At 39.8% G+C, this 23,983-nt stretch carries 25 protein-coding genes; 15 read left to right on the top strand and 10 right to left on the bottom strand.

Annotated features, from left to right (window positions below; translation table 11 throughout):
• Positions 1–10 precede the first annotated feature (10 nt).
• The 4 genes from F897_RS12915 to F897_RS12905 are packed head-to-tail and all read left to right on the top strand — an operon-like array spanning position 11 to position 3,696.
• On the top strand, positions 11–2,098 hold the full coding sequence (locus tag F897_RS12915) for a hypothetical protein (RefSeq protein ID WP_005236547.1): 2,088 nt from the start codon (positions 11–13) through the stop codon (positions 2,096–2,098).
• Positions 2,091–2,324 carry a hypothetical protein gene (locus F897_RS17170; RefSeq protein WP_005236545.1) on the top strand — a complete coding sequence of 78 codons (234 nt, stop codon included), beginning with the start codon at positions 2,091–2,093 and terminating at the stop codon, positions 2,322–2,324. Before F897_RS12915 ends, F897_RS17170 begins: the two co-directional genes overlap by 8 nt.
• A gap of 59 nt (positions 2,325–2,383) precedes the next feature.
• Complete coding sequence (locus F897_RS12910; RefSeq protein ID WP_034581053.1) at positions 2,384–2,956, top strand: hypothetical protein; 573 nt, start codon at positions 2,384–2,386, stop codon at positions 2,954–2,956.
• Entirely contained in the window at positions 2,953–3,696 is a 744-nt protein-coding gene (locus F897_RS12905) for an N-acetylmuramoyl-L-alanine amidase (RefSeq protein ID WP_005236542.1), read from the top strand. The genes F897_RS12910 and F897_RS12905 overlap by 4 nt, the downstream gene beginning before the upstream one ends.
• A gap of 97 nt (positions 3,697–3,793) precedes the next feature.
• Here the strand turns inward: F897_RS12905 and F897_RS12900 are convergent, their stop codons facing one another.
• On the bottom strand, positions 3,794–4,780 hold the full coding sequence (locus F897_RS12900; protein WP_005236540.1) for a site-specific integrase: 987 nt from the start codon (positions 4,778–4,780) through the stop codon (positions 3,794–3,796).
• Between the two features lie 256 nt (positions 4,781–5,036).
• A complete protein-coding gene (locus tag F897_RS17765) occupies positions 5,037–5,210 on the bottom strand; it encodes a hypothetical protein (RefSeq protein ID WP_004784318.1) in 174 nt (57 codons plus the stop codon).
• 206 nt (positions 5,211–5,416) lie between these two features.
• Here F897_RS17765 and F897_RS12895 point away from each other — a divergent pair, with 206 nt between their 5' ends.
• Both F897_RS12895 and F897_RS12890 read left to right on the top strand, forming a co-directional pair.
• Complete coding sequence (locus tag F897_RS12895) at positions 5,417–6,070, top strand: hypothetical protein (RefSeq protein ID WP_005236538.1); 654 nt, start codon at positions 5,417–5,419, stop codon at positions 6,068–6,070.
• Between the two features lie 620 nt (positions 6,071–6,690).
• On the top strand, positions 6,691–6,915 hold the full coding sequence (locus tag F897_RS12890; protein ID WP_005236535.1) for a hypothetical protein: 225 nt from the start codon (positions 6,691–6,693) through the stop codon (positions 6,913–6,915).
• A gap of 265 nt (positions 6,916–7,180) precedes the next feature.
• Here F897_RS12890 and F897_RS12885 read toward each other — a convergent pair whose 3' ends face one another.
• From F897_RS12885 to F897_RS12875, 3 genes are all read right to left on the bottom strand, one after another.
• Entirely contained in the window at positions 7,181–7,531 is a 351-nt protein-coding gene (locus tag F897_RS12885; protein WP_005236533.1) for a hypothetical protein, read from the bottom strand.
• A 206-nt stretch (positions 7,532–7,737) separates the two neighbouring features.
• Positions 7,738–8,388 (bottom strand): hypothetical protein, encoded by a 651-nt coding sequence (locus F897_RS12880; RefSeq protein WP_228128849.1) that lies wholly within the window; start codon positions 8,386–8,388, stop codon positions 7,738–7,740.
• Between the two features lie 90 nt (positions 8,389–8,478).
• The gene (locus tag F897_RS12875) at positions 8,479–9,177 is read right to left on the bottom strand and encodes a DUF3820 family protein (protein WP_005236528.1); all 699 of its coding nucleotides are present in this window, start codon (positions 9,175–9,177) and stop codon (positions 8,479–8,481) included.
• Between the two features lie 349 nt (positions 9,178–9,526).
• On the opposite strand from F897_RS12875, the gene F897_RS12870 reads away from it, so the two are divergent.
• The 3 genes from F897_RS12870 (at position 9,527) to rnk (ending at position 12,945) form a co-directional block, all read left to right on the top strand.
• A complete protein-coding gene (locus tag F897_RS12870; protein WP_005236525.1) occupies positions 9,527–10,756 on the top strand; it encodes an alpha/beta hydrolase family protein in 1,230 nt (409 codons plus the stop codon).
• 153 nt (positions 10,757–10,909) lie between these two features.
• The gene (glyA, locus tag F897_RS12865) at positions 10,910–12,163 is read left to right on the top strand and encodes a serine hydroxymethyltransferase (RefSeq protein WP_004784306.1); all 1,254 of its coding nucleotides are present in this window, start codon (positions 10,910–10,912) and stop codon (positions 12,161–12,163) included.
• 377 nt (positions 12,164–12,540) lie between these two features.
• Complete coding sequence (rnk, locus tag F897_RS12860; RefSeq protein ID WP_005236524.1) at positions 12,541–12,945, top strand: nucleoside diphosphate kinase regulator; 405 nt, start codon at positions 12,541–12,543, stop codon at positions 12,943–12,945.
• Positions 12,946–13,008: 63 nt separating this feature from the next.
• Here the strand turns inward: rnk and F897_RS12855 are convergent, their stop codons facing one another.
• Positions 13,009–13,497, bottom strand: coding sequence for a TIGR00645 family protein (locus tag F897_RS12855; protein ID WP_005236522.1), 489 nt, complete (start codon positions 13,495–13,497; stop codon positions 13,009–13,011).
• Positions 13,498–13,897: 400 nt separating this feature from the next.
• Between F897_RS12855 and F897_RS12850 the strand changes: the two genes are divergently transcribed.
• From F897_RS12850 to ahpF, 4 genes are all read left to right on the top strand, one after another.
• Entirely contained in the window at positions 13,898–14,689 is a 792-nt protein-coding gene (locus F897_RS12850) for a hypothetical protein (protein ID WP_005236520.1), read from the top strand.
• 16 nt (positions 14,690–14,705) lie between these two features.
• On the top strand, positions 14,706–15,839 hold the full coding sequence (locus F897_RS12845; protein ID WP_005236518.1) for a toxic anion resistance protein: 1,134 nt from the start codon (positions 14,706–14,708) through the stop codon (positions 15,837–15,839).
• Between the two features lie 38 nt (positions 15,840–15,877).
• On the top strand, positions 15,878–16,795 hold the full coding sequence (locus F897_RS12840; RefSeq protein WP_005236516.1) for a hypothetical protein: 918 nt from the start codon (positions 15,878–15,880) through the stop codon (positions 16,793–16,795).
• A 224-nt stretch (positions 16,796–17,019) separates the two neighbouring features.
• Positions 17,020–18,585 (top strand): alkyl hydroperoxide reductase subunit F, encoded by a 1,566-nt coding sequence (gene ahpF / locus F897_RS12835; protein ID WP_005236514.1) that lies wholly within the window; start codon positions 17,020–17,022, stop codon positions 18,583–18,585.
• A 245-nt stretch (positions 18,586–18,830) separates the two neighbouring features.
• Here ahpF and F897_RS12830 read toward each other — a convergent pair whose 3' ends face one another.
• The 3 genes from F897_RS12830 to F897_RS12820 form a co-directional block, all read right to left on the bottom strand.
• Complete coding sequence (locus tag F897_RS12830; RefSeq protein ID WP_005236512.1) at positions 18,831–19,085, bottom strand: YfhL family 4Fe-4S dicluster ferredoxin; 255 nt, start codon at positions 19,083–19,085, stop codon at positions 18,831–18,833.
• A gap of 3 nt (positions 19,086–19,088) precedes the next feature.
• A complete protein-coding gene (gene trhP / locus F897_RS12825; RefSeq protein WP_005236511.1) occupies positions 19,089–20,498 on the bottom strand; it encodes a prephenate-dependent tRNA uridine(34) hydroxylase TrhP in 1,410 nt (469 codons plus the stop codon).
• Between the two features lie 133 nt (positions 20,499–20,631).
• Complete coding sequence (locus F897_RS12820) at positions 20,632–21,042, bottom strand: Cd(II)/Pb(II)-responsive transcriptional regulator (RefSeq protein WP_005236508.1); 411 nt, start codon at positions 21,040–21,042, stop codon at positions 20,632–20,634.
• Between the two features lie 85 nt (positions 21,043–21,127).
• Here F897_RS12820 and F897_RS12815 point away from each other — a divergent pair, with 85 nt between their 5' ends.
• Both F897_RS12815 and F897_RS12810 read left to right on the top strand, forming a co-directional pair.
• Complete coding sequence (locus tag F897_RS12815) at positions 21,128–21,751, top strand: cation efflux transmembrane domain-containing protein (RefSeq protein ID WP_005236505.1); 624 nt, start codon at positions 21,128–21,130, stop codon at positions 21,749–21,751.
• A 76-nt stretch (positions 21,752–21,827) separates the two neighbouring features.
• Positions 21,828–22,856, top strand: a complete 1,029-nt coding sequence (locus tag F897_RS12810) for an IS701 family transposase (RefSeq protein ID WP_079255106.1) — start codon at positions 21,828–21,830, stop codon at positions 22,854–22,856.
• 176 nt (positions 22,857–23,032) lie between these two features.
• Here the strand turns inward: F897_RS12810 and F897_RS12805 are convergent.
• The coding region (locus F897_RS12805) for an IS701-like element ISAba11 family transposase (RefSeq protein ID WP_005236504.1) at positions 23,033–23,983 on the bottom strand (951 nt) is incomplete at its 5' end.

Here is a 23,983-nt window from a genome sequence, read left to right as displayed (position 1 = left end):
AGGTGCTCATGTGGATTTTAAAAATAAGCTCGGCACCGTTGATGCGCACAAACTAAACTTAAACTTTAAGTCGGATAATACTGATAGCCATAACATTATTCTCAATTTTGAGCACATGGCCGATGGCTCGACCAATCTTAATTTTGGCGATGATGTTACAGCTGCAATTGATACAGCACTTGATACCGGATTTTTATTTGAAGTCACAGCAGTCTATGCAGATAGTGGTGAAAATACTGCGGTCATAGACACGGTGCTCTACACTGAATTTAGCTTTGAAGTTGTCGCAGTCTTTAAAGACAATATTGATGTCATCGGGCAGATTGATACAGTTTTAGATACCAGTTTTAGTTTTGAAGTCGAAGCGGTATTTAGGGAAAACCTGTGCACGATTGATACGGTTTTGGATACAGGCTTCTCATTTGAAGTTAAAGCACTATTCGATATTAATCATCTTGTCGGGGTGTCTTATGGTTTTGATATGCGATATCAGAAGGCTATCGCAGCCTTGAGCACCACAGAAATACCGTGGGCCAAGCCAATATTAAGAGTCTCAAATGAGGCTCTTTTTTATGATCAAGGCTTGGTAGTTTCGAATCAGGTAAATATTCAGCATGAGCAGGCAGGGTCATTAACCCGGGCGATTAGATCCTTTCATGAGCAAGCCACTGGTTTGAGTTCTGATGCGTATGTAATCTGGGAAGAAGGCAATAAACGCTTTATTCATCAGCATTACTTGCATGAAGAAACCATCAAGCTGCGTCATAACAGGGAAACGGTCTGGCAAGAAATGATCCGACGTCGCAAGACTTTTACTTATTCACATGAAGTGGCGCAAGTCTTTGAGTACCGTTTTTCATTTGAATGGGATAAAAGCCTCGAGATTGTCACCAGGTCAGATTTGCCTTGGGATAAAGCCAAGGCGATTCATTACCGTAAGCACCTAGTTCAGCATTGGCCAAAGCCCGAATTACCCAAATATGAAGGCAGCACAGATCTAAACTTTATCTGCTTATGTCATGACGTTGATTCACACAATGTTGTATTAAATTTTGGTGCAGATGACTGTATTCCAGCACTGCCGAAAAGAAACTGGTGGTATATCGTGAATACATTAACAGCCGAGCGATTAGATACCGGCGAGAAAATCAAGGTGATTGATGGTAGTTACAGTACCAGCCAGTCTCAGTGGTGCTGGACCTACTCAATTACCGTGGCACATACTGAAAAAGATAAGCTTCAGCCAATTGATGGGCATCCAGTGATTCTCAAAGTCATGATCAATGGATTTGAGCATCATATTTTGCTGGAAGATCCAGAAGAAACCCGACGCTTTGCCAGTGTTCTGTACACTTACCCAGGGAGAAGTATCACAGCCTTAAACTCGGATAAATACGCAGCTTCACGCTCATTCATCCAGGACAATGAGAGAACTTCTGTTCAACTGGTTCAGGCAGAGCTGGATCGAGCTAATGGTGGTACAACCTTGGACTGGAAGCTGATTGATGAATTGGGCTGGATCGTACCGGTTGAAAGCCTGAGTTATGCAGAACTGGCACCTATTGATGCTATCAAACAGGTGGTTGATGCGGCTGGTGGTTTTATCTATAGCCAGAAAGCGGGCAATACACTGACCATTTTACCCCGGTACCAGAAAGGTTATTGGGATACGATGACGGTGGATGATTACGATATTTTGTTATCTGAAAGTCTGGTGATGCAGCAGAACATTAAGCAGAACGATGAATACATTGCAGACTTTAATGCCATCACTGTAGTGAATAGTCGAAGTGGTGAGAGCCTGAAAGTACAGCAGCGCGGTACTTCGGGTGATGTTCCGCTTGAATCAGTTACAGGTCCGTTATTTAACCTAGTGTCAGGGGCTAGTTATGGGAAAGCTGAGTTAATCAAAGCCAATATTCAGGAGTTACATACCTTTGCTGACATTCCAGTGAGTCAGGAAATTGGCGAGATGCTACCTGGTAAAACGATTGCCTTTAATGGTCAGTGGTGGGGCGTAATTGATGGGGTAAGTGGCAGCTTCTCGCATGAAAAGGTCAATGAAACTATTACTGTGGAGCGTATCAGCCGTGAGTAATCCTTTATTCGAATTGAGAAAGCTCTTAAATCCTACACATGCTGAATATATCGGCACCATTACTTCAGTGAAGCATCCAGAGTATCGGGTGCAGATCGATGGTGGATCTGGTCCAGTGCTTTGCACTTCTGGAACCACATATAATTTAGGTGCCAGAGTATTCATCTCAAACCAGATGATCCTAAGGCCAGCACCTACTGGACAGCATTCAGAAATAGAAGTCTAAACTTAACCAAACAAGAGCACCTTATGGTGCTTTTTTATTACCAAAATTTAGGGGGCACAATGTCGAATGACTATCTGTCTGACCCACCTGCAGCCACATCCGGACAATTGCTTGCGATATCAGAAAGTATTAGCCAACTACGCCAAGAGATGCGTCAGGAAATGCGAAAACTAGAAGATGTGCCGCAAAAAATCGACCGGATGAGTATGCAGTTTGATCAGCTTCAGGAAAAGCAACAAAACCTTGATCACAATGTGCAAAAGATCCAGAAGAACCTTGAAGATGATCTGGATAGAACAAAATCAAGTCTCCGAGATGAGATGAAGCAAATCCGTGTGGATGCTGAAGTCAAGCACAAAGAAGTCGATATGCAGATCCGGGTACTCCACGAAAGTAAAACCAAAATAGATAGTGTGACCAATCTGGTCCGCTGGGGTGGGATTGCAATCATAGGTGTCTTTGCTGCCGCCTGGAACAATCAAACTGCCAAAACCGACACAGTGAATGCACAAGCAATGGCGAATAGTCAAAAAATTCAGGTCCTTGAAAAACAATCTGATCAGACCCTTCGCACCTTAGAAGAAATCCGCAACAAACTTTACGAACGTAACTATATGAGTGAGACAAAATGAAATTTATACAAGAAAATGCACTGCAGTATTTATCTGTAAAGCTCCCACTACTGGGGGCTTTTTTAATGCTTGCAGTTTTAGTTATTCAGTGGGCATTAGACTTTAATTTTATCCCTGAACAATATGCACCTTTTATCATTGGTACAGTCTTGCCAGCTTTAAGCTGGATAGGCCGTAAAATTGCACAGCCAAAACTGCATCAACATCTTGGCTTTGCCACCATTACTGCAGGGCATAGTAATTCTGATCCCGGTGCAGTAAACGGCAAAATTAAAGAAGCGGATTTGGTGACTAACTTCCGTAATGCAGTGACTCATTATTTGCGTGAAGCAGGGCTACAAGTCAAAACCGATGGCACTGGCACCAGGAACGATCCATTGTCTGCTGCAGTCAAATTAATTCAAGGCTCAAGTGTTGCGGTAGAATTCCACATGAATGCTGCAACCTCAAAACAGGCGAATGGTGTAGAAACGATTGCCCTGCTAAAAGACAAGAAACTGGCTCAAGACTTATCTAAAGCTGTAGCAGATGCTCTTGGCAGTCGGTTACGTGGTGACAACGGTTGGATTGATCAGTCTAAATCAGCACGCGGCCGTTTAGCGTACGTGAATGCTGGTGGTCTGATTGTAGAACTTGGCTTTATTTCCAATGAAGACGAACTTGCCCGATTTAATGCGCGTTACTGGCTGGCTGCTAAGGCTGTGGCCAAAGTGCTGATTGATTATGAAAAGCGTAATTAAAGTTTTAATGCTGTGCTTCCTCCTATCAGGCTGCACAGCCCATTCAATTACGACGAATGTGAATGTGGGGATATGTGTGAAGGCTCTTTGATGGGCCTTAATCCAACCTATTTGCAATCTCTGACGCGGTCGCATTGTAATAAATCATCAGGCTTCTTAAATCCTTATGACCAATCATCCGCGCCAAATCCAATACTTCCAATTTCTGGGCGAGCCTTGTGCATGCCTCATGTCTTGAGTCGTGAAAATGTAAATCCTCAATTTCACACTTATCTCGCAACTTTCTCCAAAGTGTATCAAAGCTCGAATCTTTCACTGTAAAAACCTGATGACTGCCAACACCTTTCATAAGTTCAAGCAATTCAACAGCACGCTTGGACAGAGGCACATGTCGTTTTGTTCCATTCTTGGTTTCATTCAAAGTCACATATCTATTCTTTAAATAAACCCGGTCCCAAGTCAGGCCGCGGATCTCACCAGCACGCATTGCAGTTTCAATCGCCAACAGGAAAGCAATCATAATTTGCTGTGTGAAATTCTCAGGTGCCTGATCATCGAATTCAGCAGCCAGACAAAGCCTGTAAATTTCATCCGCTGATATGCGTCTATCTCGATGTGCTGGTGGTGGTGGCATCTTTAAATCACTCATGGGTGAATCATAAACCCACTTCCATTCCGTGCGCGCTACTGTAAACAAAGCTGACAGTATGTTGCCCTCACGTCGTACCGATGCTGGCTTGACTGTTTTTAGCCTGGTATCACGCCACACCACAAAATCATCAGTCGTAATTTTAGCAATATGCTTTTTTGCAATCTTTGGAAAGTTTCTTTGGAATGCCCGAAATCTCTTAATCTCAGCATCACAGCCTTTGTGCTTTGGACACACTTCTTCTATGTATCTATCAATTGCACAATTTAATGTATAATCAGGAAGCTTTCCGCGTGATAACTCTCTTAATTCAGTTTCACGTTTTGATGCCCATGCGCGAGCCTGAGTCTTAGTATCGAATGTCGCACTTTCCCGAGTACCATTCACACTAATCTCAACTCGCCAAGCATCACCCCTTTGTCGAAAGGTGGCCATAATTTTTCCTTTAAAATGTTGTGGCGTAAATTTGGCGTAATCAATATAGAATGAATAATAGGGAATAATAAGGAAACATTAAACTATTGAATTAATGAGCCACACTTAAACCTATAAAATTAAAGAAAAAATAAGGAAAACTAGGGAATAATAAGGAAACCGCAAATTTCGGGAAGTGCCCGCTGAGCGCACCATCATTTTATTAGTTCACTTACCTCATTAGACTAAAAAAACAATTCCAGATTTATAAAATAAATTATGGATTCTCTTCCTCTTCATCCTGATGTTTTTGACGTATTTGATCTCTTTTCACCTGAGGGTCTTGATCTACGCCTAACTGACCGCGTTGAATCTCTCGATCTTGTTTCTCTTGTGGGTCTAACTCTTCTTCTGGAAACTCTTCATTCAGTTCTTCATCTGGTTTAGCCATCGGGAATTACCTCTTGGGAATATAAGTAGTAATGTCTGTAGAAGATGCTCTTAGACCTCTTATTCTATAAAAATGGGTGAATTACATTGTTGTATTTATAGTTTGTTTAATCTCATAAATTGTTGTTTCTATAAATAGATGTGCTGAGTAGTTTTTTTATCAAAAAAATTAGTATCTTATGCTCACAATAAAAATGAGATATAGATATGAAAAAATTATTATTCATTGGGTTAATGATTGGGGCTTCTTCAGTTGCTGAAGCGAATACACCTTTAGCTATTCAATATGGTAATCCTGCTCCAAAAGATAAAGCCGTTATTACGACTACACCTTATTATGCTCAAGAAAACCTAATAAGTCAGTACTCTTTAGCTTTTGGTTACGCCGGTTCAAAAATAGGGTCAGACAGCTTTTTGGGTACTGAATCATTCGATGGGCTGTTTATTAATGGTGAATATCAATCCCATCCGACGACCAGCTTATGGGCCGAATACAAATTTCAAAGCTCAGATATTGATTACAATCAAGTTACAATTGGGGTAAAAAATAAATTTCTGGAAAATGATCAGTTTTATTCAGCAATTTCTATAGGTCTGGGAATGAGCTGGGTAGATGAAAGTGAAACGGATGCAGATCTTGGTCGAGTCGATCTGGAATTGGATTATTTTACAATTCCTGTTGCCTTGGAAGTCGGTTATAAAATTGCTCCTGAAGCAGATTTATTTGGATCTTTTGGTTATCAATGGATGTTTAACCGTGATGCCAAGATTTGTATGAATGGCGCATGTGTCTCTGGCAAGAGTGATGATCTGGACTTGAATGGGGTTACTTATCAATTTGGTTTTCGCTATTACTTTTAGTGGCTAATCAATGGCCTTAATAGCGAACTCTTTTACTTAAGATTTAAAATTGTATCTAGCTAAAATTATTCATTTTTCACATAAATAAAGAATATTTTTATTAAAATTTAAATAGATAGGATATAGAGATTGAAAAGAATAGAGTTGTTTGTAGTGCTCTATTGATCCAGCCAAAATATTCTAATCTGCTTTTGAAAAAGCACAATTTAAATATTGTATAAGTCTTCTTTTAGAAGTGTAAAAGTGTATTGTAGGTAAAAAAAATCCTGCTATATTGAACTCATGGTAGGTCATAAAACGAAACGACGCTACCAATAAGTTGGACGGATCAATGACAGTTAGTTGAGCTCGAACTTAGGCTCAGGCAATAAATCTAGCACTAGCCATCCAACACAGAGCCCGCAGCGATGCGGGCTTTTTAATGCAAAATTTTAAGCGAGAGTTATTAATAATTTCGACTCTTTTATTTGTATAGAACATTCTTCATTAGCGACTATATATAGTCGATAAAAGGTGCTCGCTAAAAAATCTTACATATTCGTTTGAAAGCCTTTCAAATAACTATGTTATAAGAATTCAGACAAGCAAATTTAATAATGCCAATAAAGGGAGGTATGACGATGATAGAAGGTTTAATTGAAGTGCAAGTCAAAAACCAGTATGGCAAAACCCTGAATGTAAAAGCATTACTACGTGCCGGTGCTCATCATAGTGATCCGTCCCAGCATTTGGAACAGCAAGTCGAATATATTGTAGTGGATGATGAAATTATCAGACCAACAATTGAACTGTTATTTGCCAGTGAGCAGACCGACTGCATCTATCGTGTTCTGGATGCTAAATAAGGATCCGGGATTCATTAAGCTGCTTTATGACGTTTAAAGAAAGATATAGCTCATCCAATGATGAGCTTGATTTTGATATCTTAGTTCACTTCTTTATCAAATTGTTTGATGCAGAATAAAAACTGATAAATTTAATTCAAAGAGATTGGATAAATTCCTATCATTGCTCAGTTTTATCATTTTTTTATATTAAATAATATCAAACTATCTATATAGATGATCTAAATTAATTTCTTCGAAAATACGCTCTAAGAAAAGCATTATTTCAGAAAACTTTTAATGTGACATTTACATCATAACGGTCAAACTCGTCCAGAATTTGATGAAGCGTTTGTTGTCCCAATGCATCTGCAGCTGCAATTTGTACTTCCTGATTGGTCTTGCTGTCAAAGCATTCAATCGTCTGAATCAGCCATTGATGTTCATAGGCAGTTTTCTCAATCAGTATGCGACGTGGTTGCAGCGCATCACTGATCTGGCGAGGCAAGACATACGTGATCGCCAACTGAATATGTTCTAGTTCATCGGCAACACTGACAAAAGTAATGACCCAGTTTCCCACCTTGCTCAGTTGCATGGGATTATCAAAGGTATCGAATTCAAGATAGTGTTGCATAAGCGTGGGAAGAATAAAAAGTAATACATTCTATATGGCTTTAAATCCTTAATATAGCTATGCATCTATAGTTGAAAGTAAATGAATACAACTACTTTTGAACAAATTAAAATTATATTTTTCAATTAAATAGAAAAATTTTTTCGCCGGATTTATTCATCTTTAAACTTAAGATAGACTTAAAAAGACTGAATCTATGAAGAGTTTTAAGCCTGAGCACGCAACATGGATAAAGCATGGCTAATTTGCTTGAACAGTTGGTTTAACTCTTGTGAAGGCATGCGGCTTTCCTGGAGAAGTGTCAACCATTGCACCTGACAGACTTTTAAGGCATTGATATCTGGTGCCTGAGCAATATTTTGAATGTGTTGATTGGCCAATAAGCCACAGTATTTTTTTAAACTGTCTAGCATCAAGCTGCGTACCTGTTCTTGGTTGAGTGCTATATAGGTAATGTCAGCAGGTACGTCAGGCACGTGGGTCGTGGCAACTAATGTCGTGGTAATCAGCGCTTCAAGATTGGCAGATGGGGCAGGACTGGTGATTGAAGTCTGAATATTTGATTTAGGAAAGTGTGGAAATGAGGCTTTTACTGAGTTATTAGCAGGCGCTGAAGTTTGTGCTGACTCTGTACCGACTGCTGCATTTGAAGTCTCTAACTCTTGTACTTCAATCAGTCCTATATCACACAATTGTTGCAGCAAATCATGTGGTGCAATACGCGCTTTAAACTGAGGTGTGAGTAAATCAAAATCTTCAGTGCCAATTAAAACCAAAAGACGTCTTTGACGTGCATTAAGCTCGACATTACGATGTTGAAGAACATGTAGACCCTTTGCAGTTTTTGAATAGCGCATCATACCTGAATGCCTTATATACAGAATTCAGGTAGATGCTAATATTAGAAAATTACACTAATATGAAGATGCTGTTAAATTTGCTTAAAATTAAAGAGTTGTAATTGCAGTATTTTCTAAAGCCTTACGCAAATAAGGATCGAGATCCTCCTGACGAAGCAGCCATTGCACATAGTCAGCAGGCAGTTCAGCAATCGCAGTGCCACGATGCTTACCAAAATTGATGGTACGTGGAATACGCGCATCTTCAGAAGCTTCATATAGTTCTTCAATACTGCTGATTTTCAGGTAATGCACAATATGCATCAGGATATTCGCAGTCAGAATAATATCCATATCAGCACGATGCGCTTTACGGATCATTTCACGGGCACGGTCGCTGCCACGAGTGATCATATAAATCAGGGCAGAGATATTGTGGGCCTCAGCATCTGGCCATACGCGACGAGCCAAAGCGAGCGTACAAATCGCTTTAATATTAGATGAATTTACACCGCATTTTTCTAAGGCACGAATATCATAATCAATATTGTGACCAATGATATAAGTGGTTTCCTGTGGAAGTTTAAAGCTGCTGTAATGTGGTTGTCCTTCCAGATCTGATTCCAGAATATGATGCACGGCCATGGCTGCAAAAGAAATCGGTTCATCACAGCTATAGAGCTGATCAAACAGTCGGCTTTTATCCAGGCTGATTTTATGGTCCAGAATGTCCACAGGCGCATACGCAATTTCAATCGGCTGACCGTTTAGTGTATGGGTTTCAGTGTCGAGAATGATAGCCTGCATGACAGAAATATGCCTGAAAAAAGTGGATATCAAAATCTAACATTATTATTTCAATCCTGACAGTTGAAATGCCGGATTTTAACTTTAATTGCAGACTTTTTGACTGATATAGAACATTTGTAATCTACACTTATAAATAAAAGTTTTCAAAGTTTCTGTAAATATTTCCATAACTTAAATTTATCATGTCGGAATGGTCATAAATTAAATTGCTATTTATTAGAAAAATAACAAAATAATCTCTTGTAATTAATGAAATAACTTGGGAAATTATTCTCTAGTTTTATCAACGGATAAAGATAAAACTTTAAAATCATGAGAGATAATAATTAAGACAAGGATAAGATCGATGAAACGTCATGTATTGACTGGTTCTCTACTCGCGCTAAGCATAGCTTTAACTGCCTGTAATGATAGCGATGATAATCGTTATTATGAATCCAAACCTGCTATTCCCGTAAATAATATCGACAATCCAGTCGTAACCACACCTGTAGCCTATACCAAAACAGATCTGACTGCTGTTGCTGATGAAAGCGTGGTTATGACTTATAAGATGTTAGGTATCAATAATAACGAAACCCAGGCAACTGCACTGGTTTTCACTCCAAAAGGAACACCTCCTGCAAAAGGTTGGCCGATAGTGGCCTGGGCACATGGTACGACGGGTGTGGCCGATCAGTGTGCACCAAGTCGCAATGAAATAAATCCTTATATCAAAAATATGATTGCCGGATTCCTTCAAGCGGGATATGTGGTCGTTGCACCTGATTATGAAGGTTTAGGAGAGCCGGGTGGAAAAGAACTTCATCCTTTCCTTAATCTTAAGAGTGAAGCTTATTCAATTACCGATGCTGTAGTCGCAGCAAAAGACTATTTAGGTTCGGATGCCTCTAATCAATGGATGGCTGTCGGTCATTCTCAAGGTGGTCAAGCGGCTTTAGGCGCTGCCCAATATGCAGCACGTGCTTCTCAAATGACTTATAAAGGTACAGTAGCTTTAGCTCCTGCTTCTAATTTTAGTTTGATTTTGGCAGGTGGTGAGGCTCAAGCTGGACAAGAACCAGATCTGAATAAAAAGATTCAAACTCTAGCATCTTTAGATACTTTTACCGCGCTGATCGCCGCGGGATTGCGTAATCCGAATCCAAATCTGCAATATAGTCAGGTCTTTAAAACACCAACAGATGAGATTGCCAAGAATGCTGAAACAGACTGTTATGATGTATTAGGCAACAAATTCGGTACAGCAATGGGAGCTTATGCCCAAACCAATGGAAATTTGGAAGGATACCCGCGTACTCAAGCTAATTTTATGAGTATTCCGGTAGTGAAGAATTTCCTGGATAAAGACTCTCAGCCTTTACAGGTTAAAGTGTCTACACCTGTGATTATTTATCAGGGAGAGGCGGATAGTACTGTTCCAAAGGCTGCAACTGATGTTTTAGTGAGCTTAGCGAATCAGAAACAAACCTCGGTACAATATATTACGGATGGTTCATGGGACCATGGCAGCGTCTATGCACTGAATATTGCTAATATTATTTCAGATGTAAAATCTCTAATGCCAATTCAATAACTTATTTTTATCTCTATAGCTCATGTTTTTTAAGCATGAGCTATTTTTATTGCAAACTGAATAAAGTTCATGGTCGAAATTGGCAAAGTTCATGTTACAATACGCGCCAATCTTAGCACGGCTTAAAAGCCCTAATTTAATAGGACCTCGCTAATGTTTGCCAATATCTCTATTGCTGAATTTGATCCAGAAATCGCTCAAGCAATCTCTAACGAAGATGCTCGCCAAGAAGCGCACATCGAGTTGATCGCTTCTGAAAACTATTGCTCACCAGCAGTAATGGAAGCTCAAGGATCAAAACTCACTAACAAATATGCAGAAGGCTACCCAGGCAAACGCTACTATGGCGGTTGTGAATATGTAGATGTCATTGAACAATTGGCAATTGACCGTGCTAAAGAATTATTTGGTGCTGATTATGCTAACGTTCAGCCACATGCTGGTTCTCAAGCAAACTCTGCAGTTTATTTAGCGCTGCTTAATCCAGGCGACACAGTATTGGGTATGAGTCTGGCTCACGGTGGTCACTTGACTCACGGTGCGAAAGTAAGCTTCTCAGGTAAAACTTATAATGCAATTCAATACGGTCTGAATCCAGAAACTGGTGAGATCGATTATGAAGAAGTTGAACGTTTAGCTGTAGAACACAAACCACGTATGATCGTAGCTGGTTTCTCTGCATACAGCCAAATCGTAGATTGGCAACGTTTCCGTGACATCGCGGACAAAGTTGGCGCTTACCTGTTTGTAGATATGGCTCACGTCGCTGGTCTGGTTGCTGCTGGCGTTTACCCAAGTCCAGTTCAAATTGCTGACGTAACAACTACGACTACTCACAAAACTCTTCGTGGTCCTCGTTCAGGTCTGATCCTTGCGAAAGCAAACGAAGAAATCGAGAAAAAACTTCAATCAGCTGTATTCCCGGGTAACCAAGGTGGTCCTCTGGTTCACGCGGTTGCTGCTAAAGCAATCTGCTTTAAAGAAGCAATGGCACCTGAATACAAAGCATACCAACAACAAGTGGTTAAGAATGCTCAAGCTATGGCTGAAGTTCTAATCGAACGCGGTTACGACGTTGTATCTGGCGGCACTAAAAACCACCTGTTCTTGTTGTCTCTGATCAAACAAGACATCACTGGTAAAGATGCTGATGCTTGGTTAGGTGCTGCTCACATCACTGTGAACAAAAACTCTGTACCAAACGACCCACGTTCTCCATTCGTGACTTCAGGTATCCGTATCGGTACACCTGCTGTAACGACTCGTGGTTTCGGTGAATCAGAAGTTCGTGAACTTGCTGGTTGGATCGCTGACATCCTTGATGCTAAAGGCGATGAAGCTGTAATCGCTGCGGTTAAAGAAAAAGTTGCTGCTGTTTGCGCTAAATTCCCTGTTTACGCAAAATAAGCCTAACTTGAGAAAAGCCCCCTCAAGGGGGCTTTTTTTATTGGGTGATATTTTTTCTGACTCATCTTCTGTTGCCCACTTTTATGATCAGTTAAAAGAGGAGATAAAATCCTATATATAAAATATTCATCCTTTTATAAAACAAAGTTGAGAAATACAGATCCTATAAATCTGATTTCGAAAAGAGTATTGAGTTTTTCTAAAATTGGTTACATTCTTTGAAAAACAGCTTTATAAGTTGAGTTAAGACACAATTTTTTAGCAGCTAAAAAAAGATTTTTTATATTTAACTTAATTTAATTCAATTAATCACTTAGAACTTAGATTCATTCGCTTTCTAAAGACTATTCAATCATTCATTAAACAAGGTAGTAAGAATGGCTAAACCAAAAATTATTTTATCTGAACAGGATGTGGAGCGTCTCGAAACCATGCTTGAAAATCAGGACAAGTTCAGTGAGACCATGCTTCAACTGGAAGATGAACTGGCTCGTGCTGAAGTGGTCAAGCCAGAGGACATGCCAAGCAATGTGGTGACCATGCATGCGCGTGCATTGCTGACGATTGCACCATCAACGGAGCCTGTAGAAATTACCCTAGTCTACCCACATGAGTTTAAAGGTGAAAAAGGGCAGGTGAATGTCGTAGCACCGATTGGAACTGCAATCTTGGGCCTGGCAGAAGGGCAGACCATTGAATGGCCGCAACCTGATGGTCAATTGATGAAAGTCACGATTGAAAAAGTGCTGTATCAGCCAGAGCGAGAAGGTGACTATCTATAATTTTTTAGTTAAATCGCCGATATAAAAAGGCCCCTATAATCGGGGCTTTTTAATGCCTGTGTTTTAATGCTTGGTGAGTTTATCCAGATAACCCATAATAAATGCAGAAATCACAAAAGTCAGATGCATGATGATGTACCACATGATTTTGTCATTCTCGACGTTACGAGCATCCATAAAAATACGTAGTAAATGAATCGAAGAAATAGCTACGATGGAAGCCGCAACTTTAAGTTTAAGAGAATTGGCATCCATAGTGCCGAGCCAGTTCAGGCGGGTTTTATTTTCATCGATTTTGAGTTGTGAAACGAAATTTTCATAACCTGAAAACATCACCATCACAATAAGTCCACCAACCATGGTCATATCAACCAGGGATAGAATCACCAGAATCAGGTCAGCTTCAGTATATTCGAAGATATGCGGCAGAACATGAATCACTTCCTGAAAGAATTTTAAGGCCAGTAATAATAAAGCGAATGATAAACCAAAATAGACAGGAGCTAAGATCCAGCGTGCGGCATACATCGTATTATGAAAAAAACGTTCCATTTTATTCTCAGGTTACCTACTTTATTGTTGATCTTGATCATAAATAATTCATGCTTAAAATTCGAGAATTATTTATGTTTTATAATGCCTTATAAGTATTCTTAAGTTTAAAAAAGCTTAATTAAGACCATAAATTAACTTGGCATTTATTGTGCTTATCCTTATTTAGTTGGTTATTAGCCTATTTGAGACCGATGGAAAAGATTCTAGAGAGAAACAGCAGGTTATAGTCAAAATAATTTGTACAAGAAATGGCTGTATGCCAAACTTAATTCCAACAATATCTTCAACTTATGTAAAGAAAATTCTATGGCCTGAAGCATTCCTTTGCAAAATGCTACATGTTATGTTGAATGAAAAGACGTACTATAAAAATCGAATTCACTGAGTTTAAAGGGCCATGTCACAGATAGATGTTTTGATTCCAATCCAAGACATTGCAGTAGAGCAGAGCGAGATTCTAAGTATCAAGCGCAATGAACTTGTGCCTTTACTCAACGATCAATACAAGCTGAATCATTATGCTGACCCACTTATTCAGGCACAGTCCGTACTATTAAATGGGGTAGATCCGCATCTGACCCAACAACTGAGCCATACTATTGAACAGCTGATTCAGATGTTGGCTCAATCAAAAAAATATCTCAAGAAGCGTAAATTTAATGCCTTACAGAAATGGCTGGGTATCGATTTAGATTATGGCTCAAGTCAGGTTGAATACTATAAAAAACTGGACTATTTATTGGATCAGGCAGATCACCTTAGCCGTAAGTTGCAAATTGAAATCCAGAAATCCCAATCGCGATTTCAGCAACTGATCGGTTTACGTGAGCAAATGGCCAAGCATATTGTGGCAGCAGAAGAATTTTTATCTGAATATCCGCAGTTTGTCAGGAATCAGCATCCACTGGATAATTTTTCTGAGCGGCTTTCGAAAAAGGTGCATACCTTAAGAACCTTGCAAAGCAGTAATGACATTGCCATTACCCAGATGCAACTGTCCCAGCAACTGTCTTATAGCCTGCTGGATCGGTTTAAAGAAGCACAACAGGTATTGATTCCGGCCTGGCAATATCATGTCAAACAAAGCCAGACGAAACACTCGACAAGTGATCTGGAAAAGCTCGATAATAGCCGGGACAATCTGATTAAAACGTTAAAAAAGTCACTCGAGAAACCCTCGAATACATAACAATATAAGGTGAAACATGACCAAATCTGATGTAGTAAATTTACCTGTCGAAAGCTCAACTGAACTGACTGAACAGAAGTTCCAGCAAATGGATCTGAAAGAGCTGGGCTTGCAGCCTGCCGATTTTCAGGAGGTTTTGGCAGCACGTAAAGAACTGCAGAATATGAGTCATAATAGTGTGGCCGAATATGGCAAAAATATAGCCACCAAAACTTCAAGCTATACCGATGAATTGCTGAATCTGGTACAGAACAAAGATCTGGATGCAACCGGTCAAAAGCTGAATCAGGTGGTGCAGGTGGCACAGCAACTGAATACCAGCAGTATCTTGAACAAGAAAAAAAGTTCGGGATTTCTGGGCAATATCATCAGCAAATTTAAGGGTGTGAAAGATAATTTTGACTCCCATTTCAATACCACCAAAGAACAGATTGATGTGCTGGTCAAGGAAATTGAAACTTCACAATCCGGATTAAAAGCACGCGTTGATACGTTAGATAAAATGTTCGATGGGGTGCAGGAAGAATATAAACAGCTGGGTATTCATATTGCAGCTGGACGTTTACGTGAACAGGAATTACAGCAGGAAATTGCTGCTCTCACAGCCTTGCCACAAGATCAGAGCACTACGCAAAAAATCTATGACCTAAATCATCTGGCCAATAATCTGGAAAAACGCATCAGTGATTTGCAAGTATTGCAGCAATCTGCGATGCAGACTTTGCCAATGATCCGCATTATCCAGTCCAATAACCTGATGCTGGTGGATAAATTCTATGCCATTAAAAATATCACATTGCCAGCATGGAAAAACCAGATCAGTCTGGCCATTTCCCTGAATGAACAGAAGAACAGCGTACAGCTGGCCAATACCATTGATGATGCGACCAATGAGCTTTTACGCCGTAATGCAGATTTATTGCATCAGAACTCGGTCGATACGGCAAAAGCCAACCAGCGTTCTGTTATTGATATTGAAACGCTTGAACATGTGCAAAATACCCTCATTAAAACTGTTAATGATGTGATTCAGATCCAGAAAGAAGGTGTACAGAAACGCACTGAAGCGACGGTACGTTTAAGAGCCTTGCAAGATAATCTGAATCATTTAGTGATTGAGTCAAGTACCAGTGGATCTAAACCCAACTAAATCCAGTAGGGCCAAGATCTAAAAAAAAGGAGTAGAGATTGGCGCCCTTAGATGAATATGCTGTAAATCCTCAGGAAATCAAGCAAGGGGTCGTCGCACTCAAAAAGCGTCAACGTAATTTAATGCTTTTGGGACTGACTACCTCTACGGTCTGTATCGCATCCGTGATAGGCCTATTCTTTCAGCAGGAACTGGTTTATGGCTTTTTTGGCCTGAGTACTCAGCTTCAGCAGCTGCATTTACCAGTTAGCGTCGATGCTAATCTGGCCAGTATTGGGGGTAGTCCGGATTATTTCTTTGTTCTATTAAGCTGGTTTGGCTGGCTGATTCTGAAAATCTTTGCTTCTTTTATTGGTGCATTTTTTCTGGTTGGATTGCTGAAGAAGTTTCGTTTCTTTTATGTACGCTTTCAGTCTTTCATATTGAAGTTTGTAGGCTGGCTGATTTCTTTTATCGTGATCTGGTCAGGACTGACTTATTGGCAATATGACCTGAGAAATGACCGTGAAGATGTTTATCAGCAAGTGGTCTATTACGATAGTAATATCAATGATAGCGAAGTGGCACGTTACCTGGTTGATTCCGATATTGCTTCACCGGTGAAATCTTATTTACTCGCCCAAACCGCACTCTTGCATAAGCCTGTTGATCTATCTGCAGCTCGACCTTATGTCGCACAAGTGGTTGAGGCAGAGCGGCAGGATAACAAGTTTGAACAATACGGATTTAAACCGGAACAGATCTGGACCATGCAGCAACAGGTCTATGGTAAAAGCCTGACGCCTGTGGCACAAAGTGTAGATCGTCAAGCCCAGCAAGCCGAACAAGTCAGCAAGATTACCAATGTCATCATTATTGGCATTGTCATCTTATTTGCCTTGCTTAGCTTAATCATATTTGTATTAGCCAATTCAATTAAGGGGCGTTCGCTACGTATTGAACAGCGAATCTTCTAAACTTAAAAATGCTCCTATAAAAGGAGCATTTTTATTTTCCAATCTATATTCGGTTTCTTTAAGCCAGAGCAAGAAGCTTAAGGATAATAAAAAATAAAATTAGGTTAGAAATTATGATCTATAAAAACGATCATTAATATAAAAACAAACTGTTTTACCTATTTTTATTACTCACTTAATATAGCTGCATCGAATAAATATTTACTCCCTTGGAGACGTTAGCAATGTTAGATCAAAATACTTCAGCTCAATTAAAAACACTACTTGAACGTTTGGAAGGCCCGATTGAATTAGTGGCAACTCTGGATGGCTCTGACAAGTCAGCCAAAATCAAAGAACTGGTTGAGGAAATCGCTCAGCTTTCTGATCTAGTCACTGCCCGTTTTGACGGTACCAACAAACGTGCACCAAGCTTTGGTGTGGCAAAAGCCGGTGAACAGCCTCGTGTGTTCTTCGCAGGCTTGCCGATGGGCCATGAGTTTACGTCGCTGATTCTGGCATTGTTGCAAACTTCAGGTTATGCACCAAAAGTTTCTGCCGAAGTTCTGGAATCAATTAAAGGCTTAGGGATCAAATCTGACTTTGACGTATTCGTATCACTCAGCTGTCATAACTGTCCTGATGTTGTTCAGGCATTGAACCTGATTGCTATCTATAACCCGGGTACGACTGCAACCATGATCGATGGTGCTTTCTTCCAGGATGAAGTGGAAGAACGCAAAATCATGGCTGTACCAATGGTCTTCCAGGACAATGAACATATTGGTCAGGGTCGTATGACACTGGAAGAAATCATTGCCAAACTGGATACCAATGCCGCAGCCAAAGACGCGGAAAAACTGAATGCCAAAGATGCATTTGATGTGTTGGTGATTGGTGGTGGACCTGCAGGGAATACTGCAGCGATCTATGCAGCACGTAAAGGCATCAAAACTGGGATCGTGGCTGAACGTATGGGCGGTCAGGTGATGGATACCATGGACATCGAAAACTACACATCAGTGCAAAAAACCCAAGGTCCGAAATTTGCCGCTGAAATGGAAGCACACGTTCGTGAATACGGTGTTGACATCATGAATCTGCAACGTGTCTCAGATATCAAAGGTGCAGATAGTACAGCGAATGGTCTGGTAGAAGTCACTTTAGAAAATGGTGCGAAACTTGAATCTAAAACCGTGATTCTGTCTACTGGTGCACGCTGGAGAGAAATGAATGTTCCAGGTGAGGCAGAATACAAAACTCGTGGTGTAGCGTACTGCCCACACTGTGATGGTCCATTGTTTAAAGGTAAACGTGTTGCAGTCATCGGTGGTGGTAACTCGGGTGTAGAAGCTGCGATCGACCTTGCGGGTATTGTTGAGCATGTAACGCTAGTTGAGTTTGATACAAAACTGCGTGCGGATCAGGTACTTCAAGATAAATTGAACAGCTTGCCAAACACCACTGTAATCAAAAATGCGCTTTCTACCGAAGTGATCGGTGATGGTTCACAAGTCACAGCGTTGAAATACAAAGACCGTGCAACTGATGAAGAGCATACAGTTGAACTGGCAGGGATCTTCGTTCAGATCGGTTTGTTGCCAAACACCGACTTCCTGAAAGGAACCGATGTTGAGCTAACTAACCGTGGTGAGATCATGATTAACGAGCGCAATGAAACCAATGTCAAAGGTGTGTTTGCTGCAGGTGACTGTACCACTGTTCCTTACAAACAGATCATCATCGCGACTGGTGAAGGTGCCAAAGCATCATTATCTGCCTTCGACTACATCATCCGTTCTGGTCAGTAAAAAAAGAGCACCTGGAATCCCCACATCCCAGGTGCTTAATCTCAAACTCCTATTATTATTTTCGCTTTATAGGAACTCAGGACGCTAACACCCGGGTTCCTTTTTTTAGTTATTGTTAGATCAGCCAAAAGCGTCCCCAATCGCTTTTAGCTGTTCCTTTCCTCTGGACAGTTTTTGTTTTCAACCCTTATTTTATCTTTCCCTAAGGTTGTTCTTAGATGAAGTCATAAGACTTCATGCATCCTTCAAGCTTTAAACAGATTCAAACCTTTAAATTTCTCCATTAACTGCTCTTGCGTTTCCCGATGCTCTGGATGCGGCACAATGCACTCAATAGGACAGACGGCAATACAGGTTTGATGATCATAGAAACCGACGCATTCCGTACAACGATTCACGTCGATTTCATAGATCTTGTCGCCTTCATAAATTGCTTCATTTGGGCATTCCGGTAAGCACATATCACAGTTGATACATTTATCGGTAATCAAGAGCGCCATTTTTTAACTCGCCTGATAAGCCAATGAAGAGGCTGAAATATCTACAGATGATGATGGCAGATTACGGATCAGCAGGGCATACTGCATATCGACATCTGCTGGTATTGGAATTTCAACGATATGCCCTGAACCTTTAGCATCTTCAATCAGATTGCCTTTACGGTCTTTAATCTCTGTCAAGGTAAAGGTGATGTTGCCTTTAGTGGTCATCAACTCTAGTGAGTCACCAACGACAAAACGGTTTTTTACATCAATCTTGATATAGTCACTATTACGCTCTAACACTTCCCCACAGAACTGCTGATGATCGAAACTCGATGAACCATTTTCATAGTTTTGATATTCACTATGTACATGACGGCGTAGAAAACCTTCGGTATAACCACGGTTGGCCAAACCTTCGAGTTGAGTCATTAGTGAAGAATCGAATGGCTTACCAGCAAGTGCATCATCAATGGCTTTACGGTAAATCTGCGCAGTACGCGCACAGTAGAAATAAGATTTGGTCCGACCTTCAATTTTCAGGGAGTGCACGCCAATCTTGGTCAATCGTTCCACATGCTGCACTGCACGCAGGTCTTTGGAATTCATAAAATAAGTGCCGTGCTCATCTTCTTCGGCAGCAAACATATCCTCGTCATTACGTTGCAATAACACAGGTTCATCAAACTGATGTTGTACTTGCATATGTGACTCATCAGCATCTTTTGAACAACAGCCAGAATCAATATTTTTCACCGGGATCACATCGCCCGTTTCATCTTCTTTAGCGTCCAATACCTTGTATTCCCAGCGACAGGCATTGGTACAGGCACCCTGATTGGCATCGCGCTTATTCATATAACCAGACAGCATGCAACGGCCAGAATAGGCCATGCACAGTGCGCCATGAACAAAGACTTCAATTTCCATATCTGGAACTTGCTGTTTGATTTCTTCAATTTCTTCAATGGACAGTTCACGTGACAAAATCACGCGAGTAAGTCCCATATTCTTCCAGAATTTTACTGTTGCCCAGTTCACTGCATTGGCTTGAACTGAAAGATGAATATCCATATCTGGAAAGTGCTCACGCACCATCATGATCAGACCAGGATCAGACATGATTAGCGCATCTGGTTGCATGGCAACCACAGGTTCAAGGTCACGGATAAAATTTTTCAGCTTGGAGTTATGCGGCTGAATATTCACAACCACATAGAATTTTTTTCCAAGCGCGTGAGCTTCTTTGATGCCAATAGCCAGATTGTCATGGTCAAATTCATTATTACGAACACGTAAGCTATAACGCGGCTGGCCGGCATAGACTGCATCTGCACCATAAGCAAAGGCATAGCGCATATTTTTCAGTGAACCAGCAGGTGAGAGAAGTTCCGTAACGTGAGAAATGCTCATGATGAAATAGAAAGACATATAAAAAGTACGTCTTTATTCTAGTCATCTAAAATCAGGATTCAACCTAGTAAATAACTCGGAATTGGCATAATTAAACTCAATTTCAAGTTAAAAGATAAACAGTGGACAATTTAAAATATCCATAAATATTTCAGCTATTTTCAATAGATTCCAGTGCTTTCAAAATCTGGCAATGATCAATCGTAGTTGGGGTATTACAGCTTTCGCGAAGCGCCATTAACTGCTTTTTAAATAACTGTAATTCTTTAATTTTATTTGAAATGTCTATAAGGTGCTGATCAATCATCTGGTTAACTTCACAGCAATCCTGTTCTGGATTCTGTTCCAGCTGAATCAGGTATTCAATTTCTTTTATAGACATGCCTAAAGCACGACAGCGTTTGATAAAAATTAAGCGTTTTAAGGCTTCTTCGCCATAATAACGATACTGGTTACTTGCTCGAAAATTCGGCTGAATCAAACCTCTTTTCTCATAAAATCGAATGGTATCAGTGCTTAAATCAGTTTTCTTGGCTATATCAGAAATCAAATAATGTGACATAAATACCTCAAGCTTGACCTTGGAGTGACTCCATAGTTTCTAATGACTTTATCGCATTCAGGATAAAAAATCATCGGAGAATAATATGGCCTGTAGTTGTATTCATGAACCCGCGCCGCCCAAACCTAATAGCAAATTTAGAACAGCTTTATGGATTGCATTATTGATTAACCTGGCCTTATTTGGTGTAGAGCTGATCGGCGGTGCCTATGCACATTCATCGGCCTTATGGGCAGATGCGCTAGATTTTTTTGGTGATGCTGTGAACTATGGTATTTCTCTGGCGGTGATTGGTGCAAGTCTGTATTGGCGTGCAACAGTTGCTCTGATTAAAGGATTGACCATGGCAGTATTTGGTCTAGTCGTCATTGGTAAAGTGATTTATGCCTTTATGCAAGGTATTCCACCTGAAGCCATTACGATGGGGATCATCGGAGTATTGGCCTTAATCGCAAACGTGGTCACAGCCATAATTTTATATGCTTTCCGGGATGGCGATGCCAATATGAAATCAGTCTGGTTGTGCAGCCGTAATGATGCAATCGGCAATGTGGCCGTCATTTTTGCAGCAGTGGGAGTCTTTGGCACTGGCAGTCTATGGCCAGATATTATTGTTGCAATCATTATGGCGAGTCTAGGCTTAAGTGCTGGATATCATGTAGTGAAACAGGCTCTAGCTGAACGAGTATTGAAGCATGAGTCAGACTGATCCTTAATATTAAATTTAATTAGGACTTACGCATTGACGGATTCAAAAAAGTATTAAAATACTTTATAAAGTATCTGTGATTAGACGAATTAAACATGCTTCTACAGCAACTTGTACATTACCCATTTATATGGGCTTTCTCATGACAGAACCGAACTCTATTAGCTGCACACAACTTGCCGAGACTTATAATATCTCGCATGATAGTGTAAATCGCTTTCTAGAGCGTGAAGACTACACACCTCACGACCTATATCAAGAATCAATTCAACATATTGATAATAATAAACTTATAGTCAGTATTGATGATACTGTTTTAGATAAACCATATAGTCAACATATGGACTTGGTTAGCTATTTTTGGTCAGGCAAACACCACCGATCCGTCAAGGGTATTAATCTCATTACCTTGTATGCGACAGATCAAAATGGTCAAAATATTCCAATTAATTTCCGAATTTATGACAAATCTGAAAGTAAAACCAAGAATGATTACTTTATGGATATGTTAAGTGAAGTACTCAGTTGGGGTGCAAAGATTCAATTTATTACAGGTGATAGTTGGTATTCATCGACTGGAAATCTAAAAACCATAAGAAAATATGGTATTCGATTTATGTTTGGTATCGACTGTAACCGTAAGGTTTCCCCAGAAAAAGGACAATGGTTTCAACTGCGTTTATTGCCAGATTTCCATCAGGGTCAAGTGGTCTGGCTCAAAGATTTTGGCTTTGTACAATTATTTAAGACTCAGTTAAAAGAACAGCAGAGGTTTTATATTGTGCATCAAGATGAAGATGATTTATTGTCCTTTGAGGGTTTTCATGAATTACATTCAAGTCATTGGAAAATAGAGCAATATCACCGGGTGATTAAACAGGTTTGTCATATTGAAAAGTTTCAAGTAAGACGATCTAAACTGATTTTGAATCATATTTTTTCAGCCTTGATGGCCTACGTTGAGATACAAAAGAACCAGTTTGAGCGGATCTTTGAAAATGTATATCGTTGGCAGAAGAAATTATTTAGACCAGTTATCAAAAACTTCATTGATGACTTTATTCTCGATAAAAATCATCTGCTACCACAGAGAATCTATAAATAATAGTGCGTAAGTCCTATTAATTATGAAAAAGCTGCTGATCAGGCAGCTTTTTTATTAGCCATAAGTCTAAAAAATAGATGAAAAATAAAGCTTTACAAATGCGATAAATTTAGGAAGAATCATGCGCGAAATTTAGAAAAGATTCATATAACTAAACAATTAGGACTTACGCACTATTATTTATAGATTCTCTGTGGTAGCAGATGATTTTTATCGAGAATAAAGTCATCAATGAAGTTTTTGATAACTGGTCTAAATAATTTCTTCTGCCAACGATATACATTTTCAAAGATCCGCTCAAACTGGTTCTTTTGTATCTCAACGTAGGCCATCAAGGCTGAAAAAATATGATTCAAAATCAGTTTAGATCGTCTTACTTGAAACTTTTCAATATGACAAACCTGTTTAATCACCCGGTGATATTGCTCTATTTTCCAATGACTTGAATGTAATTCATGAAAACCCTCAAAGGACAATAAATCATCTTCATCTTGATGCACAATATAAAACCTCTGCTGTTCTTTTAACTGAGTCTTAAATAATTGTACAAAGCCAAAATCTTTGAGCCAGACCACTTGACCCTGATGGAAATCTGGCAATAAACGCAGTTGAAACCATTGTCCTTTTTCTGGGGAAACCTTACGGTTACAGTCGATACCAAACATAAATCGAATACCATATTTTCTTATGGTTTTTAGATTTCCAGTCGATGAATACCAACTATCACCTGTAATAAATTGAATCTTTGCACCCCAACTGAGTACTTCACTTAACATATCCATAAAGTAATCATTCTTGGTTTTACTTTCAGATTTGTCATAAATTCGGAAATTAATTGGAATATTTTGACCATTTTGATCTGTCGCATACAAGGTAATGAGATTAATACCCTTGACGGATCGGTGGTGTTTGCCTGACCAAAAATAGCTAACCAAGTCCATATGTTGACTATATGGTTTATCTAAAACAGTATCATCAATACTGACTATAAGTTTATTATTATCAATATGTTGAATTGATTCTTGATATAGGTCGTGAGGTGTGTAGTCTTCACGCTCTAGAAAGCGATTTACACTATCATGCGAGATATTATAAGTCTCGGCAAGTTGTGTGCAGCTAATAGAGTT

The organism is Acinetobacter variabilis (assembly GCF_000369625.1).
Classification (GTDB): domain Bacteria; phylum Pseudomonadota; class Gammaproteobacteria; order Pseudomonadales; family Moraxellaceae; genus Acinetobacter; species Acinetobacter variabilis.
This window is presented reverse-complemented; position numbering and strand designations above follow the sequence as displayed.